10 protein-coding genes are annotated in these 13,310 nt (G+C 63.4%); 4 read left to right on the top strand and 6 right to left on the bottom strand.

The genetic code is table 11. The features are described from left to right. Positions 1 to 92: 92 nt before the first annotated feature. Positions 93 to 722, bottom strand: coding sequence for a hypothetical protein (locus tag DSC91_RS00350; protein WP_115776305.1), 630 nt, complete (start codon positions 720 to 722; stop codon positions 93 to 95). A gap of 198 nt (positions 723 to 920) precedes the next feature. Between DSC91_RS00350 and DSC91_RS00345 the strand changes: the two genes are divergently transcribed. Further along, positions 921 to 1,874, top strand: a complete 954-nt coding sequence (locus DSC91_RS00345; protein ID WP_115776304.1) for an SAM-dependent methyltransferase — start codon at positions 921 to 923, stop codon at positions 1,872 to 1,874. Between the two features lie 81 nt (positions 1,875 to 1,955). Here the strand turns inward: DSC91_RS00345 and DSC91_RS00340 are convergent, their stop codons facing one another. Beyond that, entirely contained in the window at positions 1,956 to 3,566 is a 1,611-nt protein-coding gene (locus DSC91_RS00340; RefSeq protein WP_162831297.1) for an ankyrin repeat domain-containing protein, read from the bottom strand. Between the two features lie 759 nt (positions 3,567 to 4,325). Here DSC91_RS00340 and DSC91_RS00335 point away from each other — a divergent pair. Beyond that, positions 4,326 to 6,581, top strand: coding sequence for a coiled-coil domain-containing protein (locus DSC91_RS00335; RefSeq protein ID WP_162831296.1), 2,256 nt, complete (start codon positions 4,326 to 4,328; stop codon positions 6,579 to 6,581). A gap of 277 nt (positions 6,582 to 6,858) precedes the next feature. Here the strand turns inward: DSC91_RS00335 and DSC91_RS00330 are convergent, their stop codons facing one another. The 3 genes from DSC91_RS00330 to mqo all read right to left on the bottom strand — a co-directional run bounded on the left by DSC91_RS00330 (position 6,859) and on the right by mqo (position 9,653). Beyond that, on the bottom strand, positions 6,859 to 7,284 hold the full coding sequence (locus DSC91_RS00330) for an amino acid-binding ACT domain-containing protein (RefSeq protein ID WP_115776301.1): 426 nt from the start codon (positions 7,282 to 7,284) through the stop codon (positions 6,859 to 6,861). A 10-nt stretch (positions 7,285 to 7,294) separates the two neighbouring features. Further along, positions 7,295 to 7,588, bottom strand: coding sequence for a cupin domain-containing protein (locus DSC91_RS38110; protein WP_229758320.1), 294 nt, complete (start codon positions 7,586 to 7,588; stop codon positions 7,295 to 7,297). 421 nt (positions 7,589 to 8,009) lie between these two features. Further along, positions 8,010 to 9,653, bottom strand: coding sequence for a malate dehydrogenase (quinone) (gene mqo / locus DSC91_RS00320; protein ID WP_115776300.1), 1,644 nt, complete (start codon positions 9,651 to 9,653; stop codon positions 8,010 to 8,012). Positions 9,654 to 10,203: 550 nt separating this feature from the next. Here mqo and DSC91_RS00310 point away from each other — a divergent pair. Then, on the top strand, positions 10,204 to 10,608 hold the full coding sequence (locus DSC91_RS00310) for a hypothetical protein (protein ID WP_128576460.1): 405 nt from the start codon (positions 10,204 to 10,206) through the stop codon (positions 10,606 to 10,608). Positions 10,609 to 10,725: 117 nt separating this feature from the next. On the opposite strand, the gene DSC91_RS00305 is transcribed toward DSC91_RS00310, so the two are convergent. Next, positions 10,726 to 11,661, bottom strand: coding sequence for an SET domain-containing protein (locus tag DSC91_RS00305; RefSeq protein WP_115776297.1), 936 nt, complete (start codon positions 11,659 to 11,661; stop codon positions 10,726 to 10,728). Positions 11,662 to 11,928: 267 nt separating this feature from the next. Here DSC91_RS00305 and DSC91_RS00295 point away from each other — a divergent pair, with 267 nt between their 5' ends. Continuing rightward, positions 11,929 to 13,275 (top strand): hypothetical protein, encoded by a 1,347-nt coding sequence (locus DSC91_RS00295; RefSeq protein ID WP_162831295.1) that lies wholly within the window; start codon positions 11,929 to 11,931, stop codon positions 13,273 to 13,275. Positions 13,276 to 13,310: the final 35 nt, after the last annotated feature.

Raw genomic sequence — 13,310 nt, 5'->3', positions numbered from 1 at the left:
ATCCGCCAGATTGTGTGGATGACCGTGAGTGTCGCCGCCGCCGCGAAAAGTTGCGAGCGACGCAAAAATAATTGTTCGGGCCCCGCCAGCCGTCAGGCGCGCCGCAGATGCGCCGGGTCCGCACGCCCGCTGGTTTCGTCTTGTGGTGGGCCTACATTACGGTCAGCTTCCGCATGCATATCGCAAGGTGGCACGAAAGCCGCGCCATCGCGTCCGCGCATTTCGAAATACGGCGCACCGGGCGGGTGGGTGTCGACAATCTGAAAGGCGCCTGTGCTGTTGAAAACTATCACATGCGCAATGAGAACGATTTGCACCGAGCCGTCCGCATGGTGAAGCGCCGAGTCGCCGGTGAGCTCCGGCACGCGCCAAGCGCCAAGATCCGCGCGTGCCATGGCCTGGATAATTTCGGCGCGCGCCTCTTCAATAGTCGACGGCGGCGGGCTGATCCTGCCCAGTTCGTGACGCAGGCGATGCAGCCGCTCGCGCGTTTGCGGCGTACGCATCAGCTTGGGGCGGTCCATCGGGCGTTGCCTGCAGTGCGCGGCCGTCGACTTCAATGCTGCGAAGCCGGGAGCCAGCCTCGCCTTGGAATGCGCGGGCATTCGTGCGACGTCTGCATCGCCGATTGTTGACAATGCGAGCTCAGCAAGCGCCTGAACGCTGCTTTCCGCCGATACTTTGGACATGGTGACTTCTTCAGTTCCGATCGGGTGGCGCATACCCTACGCAAAAACGCGAGCCGCCCGGCGTGGGACAGCGAAGTTCTTTCTCCGTTACCGAAGTGTCGGCGTCGATCCGCCGATTGCCATCTTTTCGCGCGGCGAGGTCCGCGGAACTGCGATACAGTGCGAAGCCCCGATGGCAGCCAACGACACTACGGCATGCCGCACATCGAACATCGCTCTAGAGGACCGGTAATGACGAAAACAGATCAAGCCGCAATTGAAGCCAACGCCGATGACCGATTGATTTCTCACGGCGGCAACGCGAAGAGCGGGTATGAAGACCGGCTGCGGACGATCGTCGAGAGATTGCGCGGCGCGGGAGACATACCCGGCGCCACCGTCGCGCAACAGATCGCGCTCGCGAACGAGTTGTCCGGCTTCGAACTCGGCAGGTTTCTGCTCGAGCATCGCGGCTTGAATGCTGACTGGACGCATCGGCTGGTCACGTATCAAGCCGGCGCGACTGCGCCCGCCGCGATGACCGCGCTGGAATCGCGGATTTTCGACACGCTGCCGGCGGTGCTCGCGACACGCGAACGCTTCGGCATTTTCCGTCGTACGCTGCAGGCACTGCTCGCGCCGGGGATGGTGCTCGCATCGGTTCCGTGCGGCGTGATGGGCGAATTGCTACTGCTCGACTACACAGGGCTGGAAGACATCGAACTCGTCGGCGTAGATCTGGATCAGGCCGCGCTGGATCACGCGGCCGCGCTCGCCGATGAACGAGGCCTCTCCGTGCGCGTATCGCTGCATCGCAAGGACGCATGGTCGTTGGGCGTCCATCGCGGCTTCGACGTATTGACGAGCAACGGCCTGAACATCTACGAGCCCGACGACGGCCGTGTCGTCGCGCTCTATCGCTCGTTTTTCGATGCGCTCAAGCCGGACGGAAAGCTCGTCACGAGTTTCCTGACGCCACCGCCCACGCTGTCGCCGGAGTCGCCGTGGGACATGGCGCAGATCGACCGTGAAGTGCTTGCGCTTCAGCATCTGCTCTTCGTGCGCATCATCGAAGCGCAATGGAGCGCGTTCCGCACTCATGCGCAAACCGATAGCCAACTTCGCGAAGCCGGTTTCGTGGATATCGAGTTCATCGACGACCGCGCGCGCATGTTCCCGACGGTGGTCGCGCGCAAGCCGCTATGATACGGCGCGCGTTCAGCGCAACGTGAGTCGTGCCGCGTGGCGGATATGCTGTCCGGCACGACCGCTTCCTGAAATCGACACCTACCGCGCGTGGCTGGACGCAGCGGCGAGCGTCACGCGTTCAGCCGCCTTCAATGCTTCGTAAGTGAGCTTGTATTCCGGCGCGCGACGGGCGGCTTGCGAGTGCTTCAGCGCATCGCGCACGGTCGATCCGTCCGCTGTTTTCAGCAACGGATTCGCCCCACCCGCGAGCAACGCACGAACCACGTCGAGCTTGCCGAGCGTCGCGGCAAGATGCAACGCCGTCGTGCCTGTGTCGGAATGCACGGCGTCGATTTCCGTCACCGACGGCAGCATTGCTTCCACAGTGCGCCGGTCGCCCGAGCGCGCGGCCCAATGCAACGGACGATACCCCGCGCGGTCGGGCGCATTCGCATCGGCCCGCACAGCGATCAAGGTCGCAACGGAACCGGCGCTCGCACTCGCGGCCGCGACGTGCAGTGGCGCGAGCCCGGAGGTGTCCGCCTGATCCGCTGGCACGCCGTGCTCGATCAGCGCGCGAGTCAATTGCGTATCGCCCGCGGCCGCCGCGATATGCAGATGATTCCAGCGATATGTCGGATGCACCCAGCCGGCCTTGAACGTGCCTTGGCTCGCCGCATCGCGCAAGCCTTGAACGAAAGGTCTCGCCGCTGTCCGCGTGCGCATCGCGGTGACGCCCTGCCATTGCGATTCGAGCGCTCCTGGCTCAACCGGAAAATATGCGCCACGCACGGCGGCAAGATTCGCGGCATCGCGCAACTCGCCGACCTGCGCACCGCCCTGCGTGAGCCGCGCGCCGTATTGCGCGCTCGTCAGCGGCGCCTTGCCGGCGGCCGCCTGCGACGCTGGATCGTGACAGTGCGCCTCGATGCTATCGATCAATCCATCGCGGTATTGATTGATCGACTTATGCAAATCGGCCAGTTCGGGCGTGGTCGCCGTGAGATGCGTGACGAGCGGCGTCCAGCTAGCGAGGAACTCGGCTAGCGCCTTGCCGCCGTCGCGCAATTCGCCTCTGATGATCCGCGAGCACGCTGCTTTCAACGCGTCGTCCGAGAGTCCTTCGATCACGACACCGGCGTCGTGCGTCGATGCGCCGTCCGTGTGCGGAATCGGCAGCTCGAGGGTTTCGCGTAACGTTTCGCGAGCGCGCAAGACGACCTCGACGCCTTCGTCGTTTCCATACCCTCGCCCGCTTGCGGACGTGAGCGCGTAGGCGTCCACCTGGCCGAGCCGGTACATGCCGCGGCCAAGCAAAAACAATTGGCCTGCGTCGTATGCGCCACGGCTCGCATGATGCGCCTGACGGGCGGTCTGCACCTGCTGCCACATCAGCAGCGCGCGATCCGCGCATTCGGTCAGACCTTCGCGCATGTGGTCGATGCAAGTCTTGAGGAGCGCGCCATCGCCGGACATCTCCTGGCCGAGCGCCGCCACGTCGTGGTGGAATGCGGCCTTGGCGCTACGAGGCAAGGTTCTGTCGATCCGGCTCGCCCAATTCGACATCACGTTCCGTTCATCGGATGTCAATGGGCGTCCCGGAACCGGTGCGGGATAGTCCGGTCGGGCATCGCTCACGGCGAAGATGATTCCAGGTATCGGCGGGCGCGACAGGCCGTACTCGGCCGCGAGGTCCACTGGTTCCGGCATGGTGGGAGCCGTCGAACTGCCCGCTGCCGTCGCGGGCCTTGGTGCACCCGTTGATGTGGCGGCTATGCGGGCATCTGTGCCTGCGCCACCCGGTCGATGCAGCGAAGCCGGCAGGTTGCCGTGCAACTGGGGACGCTGCCGGGGTTGCTGCTGATGCCGCTGTGCGCGCATGGACGACGGCGTCAGCGCCGCAAACAGTCCCGCAGCGCGGCTGCGCAGCGGTGAACGTCTAAGTGACGGCGCGCCAGACGACGTCGATCCCGATTGACCGTACTCCGCAGCATCGGCTGCGGCACTCGTGAAGGGCGCGGAGGGGCTATCGACACGTTTCATGGCTGTCCTGAGATCGGTTTGGCGTGCCGGTCAGCGATGCAACCGGTCGACAACGCACCACGGCACAAACGCGCAACGCGAGTGACGCTGCGCGCGCATGGACTTGCAGGCGGATCGCGAAAGCGACGTCTCCTGAATACGCGCCAAGTATCGCAAGCGCCGCGCGGCACACGATCGAGAGTCGGCGAAATCCGTATTCCTTCAGCGAACCGGTTCAATGAGCCCGAACGGCAGGCTTGTTTCGCAGCGAGCGGCTGTTCGGCAACACACAGCGCTGTTTCGCCTTCGTCGCCGCCTATTCGCCGCATCTTCGTTGCTTGCGTATTGTCGGCGGCCACAATCGACTCGTCATAGGCTCATACGTCGCGGATTTTTCTGGTTTCCCGCGGCGGCATCGGTGAGCCACCGCCCGACCAAAGGAAACATATGGTTCAGCCGATTCGATCCCCGCAACGACCTCACGACGTGCCGGAGCACGAAGCCGCAACGACCGGAGCAACTGGAGCAACAACCGGCGCGCAACGGGAACGCCGCTTGCGCGCCGGGGCGAACCCGCTCATCGCCAGCTTGCCAGCGCATCCGTCGGCGGCCGAAGGCGCGTCGTCATCGTCTTCGCTCGAAGTGACGCCCGTCGCGCAGCAACGGTCCGAACCCGCGAACCGTGCCATCGCGCTCGGGGCAAGGCAACGCGATATCGATGCGATACTCGCATTCGCCGATGAAATCCGTGAGATCGAGACCCAGTTACTCGCGCTGAAGGCCCCCGCACAATCCGATGCGCCCGATGCGCCCGACGCGCCCGATGCCCCGCCAATCTCGCAAGCCGAAGTGCAGCAGGCCATTGCGCGGCTCGAAGCGCGCAAAGACATCGCGCAGCGCAGCGTCGATACGCTCGGCAAACAGTGCGAACGCGCGCGCGCGGTTGTCGAAAAGCTGAATGCGTCGCTCGAAGAAAAGTCGAGCCGCCTCGAACAATTGCATGAAGCCCGTACCGCCGACGCGCCGGTCGCAAGCATCGCGGCACGTCCGCCGCAAGCCGGCACGAGCCGCGCCGAACTGCGCGTCGCGCACGAACAACGTATCGCCGCATTGGGGCAGCAGGTCCATCTGCTAAAGAGCAGCCGCAGCAACGCGGCGCGCGAAGTGCAAGCCGTGGCGAGCCGCGATACGCTGCGCGCTTTGGGAGACGTCGGCACCTTCGAAATGATCGACCACGTGAGTCCCGAACTCGCGGACAAGGTCACCGAATGGCTGCACGGCCTGCAGCCCGTGCAAGGCCGGCTGTCGCGCCGTCCTCAGGATCCCGAGCGTCAGTTTCAGGAATCTTTCGACACTGCGCTCGATCACATTGTGCAAAGCGGTGCCGCAGAACCGCAAGTCAAGCCGGAAGACGCGTTGCAGGCGTTCATGGCGCTCGTGTTGCATCCCCGGCTCAAGCCGTTGTACCCCGTCGTCGAGCGCTTGCTGGTGGAGGATTTCGCCCGCAGCTTGCGCGTGTCGACGGTTGCACGGCGGCAAGGCAAAACAATGGACCACATGAATGGGTTTCGCCGCTGGCTCGGTGTGACGCCCGCGCAAATCGCCACGCGCGAGGTGCTGCGGGTGTTCAGGAACGCGCAGCATAATCTGCAGGCCGCCGTGCAACGTCAATCGTCCGGAGTGACCTTCGGCGAGGTGCGCCTGATAGGTCCTAACATCGCGCGCGCGGCCGGGCAGGTCGAGACCGTGACCACCGCGCTCACCGCGAATCGCGCGGCGTTTCAGGCCATGATCGAGGCGGTGGAGAAACAGTTCGCGAAGCTCATCGACATCGACGACATCGAAGCACTGGGTCAACATGTGGCGCCGAAACTCGACGCCTACTACAAGGACAGGATTGCCGAAGTGAACGCCGAGCGCACCAGGCTCACGCGCGAGGGCATGCCGAAAGCGAAAACAGGTGAGTCTCTTTCGGTCGGAACAGGCGCAAGCCATGGCGATATCGACCAACTTGAAATTCGCATTGGACGTCTGCAAGGCGAAATACTTCAATACGCGGAGCAGCACAAGAAAGAGTTCGAGCACTACGCGAAGCTCAGCGCGCGTCACATGACCGTATCCGACGAAGTCGAAGACATCGGGCAACAACTGTCGGCTCATCGCCAGACGCTGAAGGATTTGCGTGATGGAAGTAAAAACCAGATGCGGCAGCGTACGGCTCGTGGCAGTCAGAGCGAACCGATCGAAAACCGCCTTCGCGAACTGTGGGACAAAGTCACGCGCGAGCCCGCGCTTTTGCAAGTGATCTCGCGCGGCGCGCTGGAACGCGTGGTCAAGGTGCACGTCGGGCAGACCCCGGAACAGATGCGCACGCGAATGAGCAAGGTGATGCGCACGGGCACCTTCGTTTCGCGTGCCGGTGTGCTGCGCGTGATTGCCGAAGTCGCGCGTCATGAGATCGAACAGCCTCAGTCGGCGCTCGTTGCGCAAGACCGCGACGCATTCGAGCGCATTGCGCAAGGCTATCCGCGCGGGCGCATCGACGCGCTCTGCCATCATGGCCGGACCATAGGCCACGGCGTGCGCAACAGTGCGCGCGGTGTCGAGGAATCGCGTACTGGCACGAGCCAGTACGCGCTCGAATGGATACGCGGCCAGGGCGCGCGTATCAGCCATTTGCATCCGTGGATATCGCCGTATTAAAGCGCGTGACGCGCATCGGATATGCAGAGTCGGCCGCGAGACATGCCAGCGCGTATGCGGTTCGCCGTGGCCGTTGCAGCGCTTCGCGGTTGCCATCTGTGCGGCCAAGGTCGCATTTGAGGGCAACACGATGCCGATGCCGCTCGCGACGGCTACGGTCGCGAGTCAATGATCGGCCTCTGGGCGCGCACAGGCGGTAAGGCGCCGCGAATGCATGATCATTGGCCCCGCTTGATTTATCGACTCGTCTTCACTATGTTGCCCAGATCCAGCCCGTCTAGTGGAGTCCGTCATTGAACAGACTCCACAGCATGTCCTGTTCGATATCCCATGCCCTGTTGACTGCAAGTGATGCCTCGATATCATCAACTACGATGACGACCTGGCTGTGTCGATCGGTGTACAGGACTTCGATATTGATACCAGCGTCGGCCATTCTGCGCATAAAGTGGCTGAACTGTCCTCCTACGGATTGATTGAGTCTCGGGATGACCACATCTCGTTCGGACAATACTTGTATGTTTGCGGCGAGAAGCGCACGACGGGCACTGGATACATCCTTAACAAGGAAATGTCCCACGCCACATCCGTCAACAACAAACACGCCGCCACCTTCAATGCGCACACCTGCTCTGTCAAGAGCGTCGGTCATTTCCGCGAGGGTACCAGGACGGTCCACTAAAGCAATTGCCAGGTTCTTCATGGAAAAGTTCTCAACCGCCCTTCTTCGCCACGAAGCAATCCCTGGCGCCCGGCTTCAGCACTACATATGCACGCCTCCACGGCTGATCGTCGATCAGGCGCCATTTGTGGCCGATGCCGATATTGTCCTCGGCGAGCAGGACGTCTCCGGGTCGCACCACGAATGTTTCGCCCTCGCGGGTAGTGAATTCAAGCGTTCCCGACAGCGTAATCACGTATTGCGACTCCGGGGCAGTGTGCCAACCGTACGAGGCGTGCGCGGCCGTTTCCTTGAAATGGATGGCGACTACATCAGTGCGATCCATCTGGTCTATCGTGCCTTCAAGCACATGCGATGCATTATCGGGCCCAGTGTATAGCTTGAACGCCCGTACCCCAGCATCCACCGAAGTGCCTGCTCCCGTGGTCGCGGCGACAGCACTACGAGCCCCCGAAATGCTCGCACCCGCAGTCAGGGCGACAGCCCCGACACCCAATGCGCGAAGCAGACCGCGCCTGCCTTTCGGTAGGTTCATTGCGCTCGCCTTCATTATCCGTTTCATGATGTTCCTCTCTGGCTGTGATGCTCGCGATGAAACACGACGGGGATACTGCGGCTCGCGCGCCGTTCCCTTCGTGTTCCTTCGTTCCAATGCGGATCGGGACATACCTATCCCGATCGGTTCAGCTATCGCAAGCGCCTCACCGTCCGTACTGCGGCAGGACGCTTGAGAGCGCCCATGGCGCTTATAGCGCCATGTCAGCCGCAGCCTTGCTCGGCCGGGACGCACCCGCTCCCGCGGTCGAACGCGGCGCGACGGTGAGGTCGATCTGCGGCGGCGTCAGCTGCAGCACGTCGCTGGTATAGGTCAATTCCTGATAGACCTTGGCCGGGCTGTCGTTCAGCCTGGTCCCGTAGCTCGGCACGATCTCGCGGATCTTTTCCTGCCAGGCCGGAGTCGCGACCTTGTCCTTGAACACCTTCTCGAGCAGGCTGAGCATGATCGGCGCAGCGGTCGAGGCACCCGGCGACGCGCCCAGCAGACCGGCGATACTGCCATCCTGCGAACTCACGATTTCCGTACCGAGCTTGAGGACGCCGCCCTTCGCACCGTCGCGCTTGATGATCTGGACACGCTGACCGGCTTGCCACAGGCGCCAGTCTTCCTTCTTCGCCTGCGGGAAGTATTCCTTCAGGGCATTGAAGCGATCGTCATCCGACAACATCAGCTGACCGGCCAGGTATTCGACCAACGGAAACTCGTCGATGCCCACATGCACCATCGGCACGACGTTATGCACATTGGTGCTGCTCAGGAGATCGAGGTACGACCCGGTCTTCAGGAATTTGGTCGAGAATGTCGCGAACGGTCCGAACAGAATGATTTTCTTGCCGTCGATGATGCGCGTGTCCAGGTGCGGCACCGACATCGGCGGCGAACCGACGGAAGCCTTGCCGTAAGCCTTGGCCAGGTGCCGGCTCACGATCTCCGGCTTGTCCGTCACCAGGAACGAACCACCGACGGGAAACGCACCGTAGTCTTTGGCTTCCGGGATGCCCGATGCCTGCAGCAGGTGCAGCGCACCACCGCCTGCACCGATGAACACAAACTTCGCGTCCACGTCCTGCCCGGAATCACCGGTCTGGGTCTTCACGTAGGACACTCGCCACGTACCATCGGCATTGCGTTTGATGCTTCGTACTTCACTGGAGAGCGAAAGCGTGAAATTGGGCTGGCTCTGCAGGTATCCGACGAACTGGCGCGTAATCTCGCCGAAGTTCACGTCGGTGCCCACGGGGGACCAGGTCGCCGCGACCTTCTGCGCGGGGTCGCGCCCCTCCATCATCAGCGGAACCCACTGCCTGATCTGGTCGAAATCGTCCGAGTACTTCATACCGCGGAACAACGGGCTCACCTGCAGCGCATCGTAGCGTTTCTTGAGGAAACGGACGTTGTCGTCTCCCCAGACAAAGCTCATGTGCGGAGTCGAATTAATGAACGATCGCGGATTCCTGAGCACATCGTTCCTGACCTGCCAGGCCCAGAACTGGCGCGACACCTGAAAGGCCTCGTTGATTTCGACGGCCTTCGAAATGTCGATCGTGCCGTCCGGCTTCTCGGGCGTGTAGTTGAGTTCGGCCAACGCGGAATGTCCCGTGCCCGCATTGTTCCAGCCATTCGAGCTTTCCTTGGCCACGCCGTCGAGGCGCTCGATCATCATCATCGACCAGTCGGGCTGGAGCTCATGGAGCCATACGCCCAACGTCGAACTCATGATGCCGCCGCCCACCAGCAGGACATCGACCTTTTTCGTCTCGCCGGCTTGCGCGGAAAGCGCGCTCACCGAAAGAACCAACCCCAACAATACCGCTCTTGTCGTCTTGACCACTGTGAACGATCCTTCTCAATATGCACAAAATCTTTGTCGAGGTTTCGAATTGGACGCCTCATGGCCTCATGACCTTATGGCCGTTCTTCGTGCAACAACTCGCCCAGTCGGCGCCCCGATCAGGAACGCGACGGCGTTGCGACCTGATCGGCTGGCACCTGCCTGCAGCCGGTGGTACTGCTCAGGTGCACGGGTGACGGTTTGCTGGTCGCTTCGCCACCACGCATGCGCTTGATGGCGGCCGCAATATCGCCGCGGCGACGAGCCTCGGCATTCTGCGGTGATTGCGTCGACCGGTGCGGCGCGTGTTGGGCTGGCGGGTTCATCAATTCCTCGCCTGTCACGTACGGTGCCGTGATGCTAGGTCGCCAACGCCGTCGAAAGAGCGCAAGAGGCCGAAAACCTGGCCCTCGATGCGAACGTTCATGCTTCACGCGTGCTGCGCGGCTCCGCCAATCGATGTATCGTTACGTCGATTGCCGCGGGTCTCACCGACTGCGATCCGCAGCCTGTCAACCATGATGATGAATTGCTGAATACCCTTCGATACATGAAATCTCTGAAGCGCTCGACCCGTGCAGGCGACCCGCGCGACGTCGACGGCGATGTGCCCCGGCTCGCACTCACTTGTCCGCCGGAACAGTTTGTCGCGCTGCTCGAAAAGCACTTCGGGCAGATTCGCGACTACTGCGCGCAACTCGACCTGTGTCTGTCCGAACGCCGCTATGCGGACGCGCTGACGATCGCTCGCCGGCTGACCGGCACGGCGCAATGCCTCGGAACATCGGGCGACGACATCGCCGCGTTGCGCGAATACGAACACGCGCTCGAACTCGAGCCGACCGACGCCATCGAGCGGGCCGCCGGCAACGCGCAAATCGTCGCCTTCCGCCTGTGCGTCGCCATCAAGGACGCACTCGCTGATCAGTCGGCGAAGCGCGACTGTTCCAATTGACGCATCATTTCCCACACGCAGACTTCGGCGCGTGCGCTCATATCGTCCCAGGCGCCGGAATGGGGCGCTGCGAGCAACAGCAACACGTCCATTGACGAACGCGCATGCCCGCGCCGCTCAGCCCGAACAGAACCCGTTCGCGCGTGCCTGCTGCGCTTGCCGGCGCGCACCACCAAACACGTGCTCGACGATTTCCGGCGAATAGCGATAGTTCCACCTCAGTTCGGCGCCCGGTTCGATCTCGCGTCGGGCAAAGAACGCGCGGATCGAGAAGTGCCGGCCGCAGCGTGACGACGCATCGAACGTCAGCGCCTCCATGTTGTAGCCGTCGTCATCGGCCTGGGCAACCGGCGCGCCTTCGTCGTCGTACGCGAGGGACGTGTTCGCCATCGCCAGAATGTTCTCGCCATCGATAAAAGCGACGGCATTGTCCGAATTCGCGCTCAGCACGAACGATTCCTCCACGCAGGAAAAAAACATCGCCGCGCTCATGAGCCGGCCGCCATAGACGCCGAGACATTCGCCCGCGCGGATCGCCCGCGCCGCGAACGCGCCGCGCTCGCCAATGAGCGTGTGCTCGCGCGCATCGCGCAGGTCAGCGGGGCCGATCGTGCGGCAGTACATGGCGCTTGCATAGGCATCGGCGCGCGCGCGGTCATGCAGACCCGGATCGATATAGCGCTGCACCGCGGCGAGATGCGAGTCTGCTGTCGCATTCGGCCCCTGCTTCGAGCGCAACGCGACGATGTAAACGGGATTCGACAACTCGTCGCGATACGGATAGCGGGCGTCTATTTGCGGCGAGTACGGCAGACGCGGAATCGCGTGATCGTGTTTGAACGCTTCGAAGGCTTCGCGCAGCGACTGCATGGCCTGGTCCGCGGCGAGCGCGTCGTCGGCCAGCAACTCGTCGATTTGCGCCTTCATCGCGGGCACGATATCGAAGATGGCTTCGTGCCGCGCCACCAGTCCCGGCATGCGCCCCGCCTCCGCAATGCGCTCGCGAATCGTGTCGACAAGCGCTTGCGCGCGTGGTTGGATCGTTACAGTCATCTGGCCTCGCTTTGCCGTATCCGGCTGGAATTGCATGTCTGTGGATAGCGCGACGTTAGCCAGGACCGCCCTCGCTCGTGCGGGACGAAGGCGAAACCGGTGCGCCGGCAGCGAAGTCAGCGCGGCGCTTCGTTTGCGGCGCCATGGTGTCGCCGCGCGCGCCTGGCGCGCGGGCCGTGCGGGTCTACGCTCCGATATCCGCGCGAGCCGCAGACCGGCCGCTCATCACATCACGAATGTGCGCATCCGCGGCACAAGGAGCATCCGATGCCCGATCGAATCACTTCCTCGCCCAGCATTTCCACCGTCGATAGACCGGACGCCCAGCCGGCACGGGACCACGCCGCCGGGCGAGGCAATCGGCCTTCGCGCGCCTTGAGCGCCGGCTTGCAGGAAGGGCCGGGAAGCGCGTCTTCGTTGCAGAGGAGAACCCCGGGTGCGCCCGCGCCGCGCACGTTGCGGCGCACGCTGTCGCACAGCGACATCACCGATCGCGTCGCCGCCTTTTCGCGCCGCTTTCAGGAGGACCAGGAAACACCGCCCGCCGCGCGCTTCAGCATCACGCACGCGCGTGATGTGCAGGAGCGGCCAGCGGTTCCACCGCAGGGGGACACGGCGGTGGAGCCCACGGCAACGGCGTCGGCGGCCGGCAGCGCAAGCAATCCGCCGAACGCGACCGGCATCGCAAGCGAGACGAGCGCGACAAGACCGGAGGCCACGGCGACCACGCATGCCGCGCCCGAGCCCGAGCGAACCAGCGCCGGCTCACATGAGCCGCAGGGCGGCCACGGCGCCCCCGCCCATCCGTATGCGGTCCCGTATTTCGTTCCGCATCCGGGACGGAGCTATGCGTCTTACGCGTCCCATGCGTACGCACCCCACATGCAACCATGGGCGGCACCCTGCCACGCGCCCTACTATTCGAACTGGAACTGGACGGCCCAGCACACGCATCCCGCAATGGCATCCGCGTTTTCGCCTCACGGATACGCCGCCTACACGCAACCGCAGCACTGGCAACCGCAGCCAAGCTGGAGCATGCCGTCCTATCACAGCCGGCTAGTCGGCGCGAACAGCCGGTTCGGCTTCACATACGGCTCCGGCGACGGTCCCGTCGGCAAACAGATGCACATCGGTTTTCATTTCAACGGACGCTTTCGCACGCTAAGCTTCGGCCTCTATCCGAGCGCGTCGCGGCCGTTCTTCGTGTCGACGCACAGCGGCCGCATGAACGCGATGCCGCCGCCTGTCTGGCCGTCGGCGGCCCCGTGGCACACGCCGCCCGCGTATCACTATGGGCCCGCCGCGCATGGCTATCATGCGGCTTACGCCGTAAGCGGAGCGGCGGCTCAGGGCCAACCGGCGCAGGTCGCAGATCACCCCGGCAGTGCAAGCCCAGTGCGCCCGTGGCACACGGTCCTCGGTGTGCCGCAGGAGCACGCGACACTTGAGCTCGTGATGCAACGCTACAACCTCAAGAAACGACTGCTGAACCCGACGACTGCCCACGGCAAGGTGGCGCTCCTCGAACTGCAGGCGGCCTATCGGAGCGCACTGGAGACGCTCGCCGCTCGCGGTCCGGAGCAAGCGCCGCCGCGAAGAACGGCAGGCTGAATCTCGCCGCTTCATTCATCGTTGCAGACCGCAAG

Origin of the sequence: Paraburkholderia caffeinilytica, from assembly GCF_003368325.1 — a bacterium.
GTDB lineage: Bacteria > Pseudomonadota > Gammaproteobacteria > Burkholderiales > Burkholderiaceae > Paraburkholderia > Paraburkholderia caffeinilytica.
Note: the sequence above shows the minus strand (reverse complement) of the source record. Positions and strands in the feature narration are given on the sequence as shown.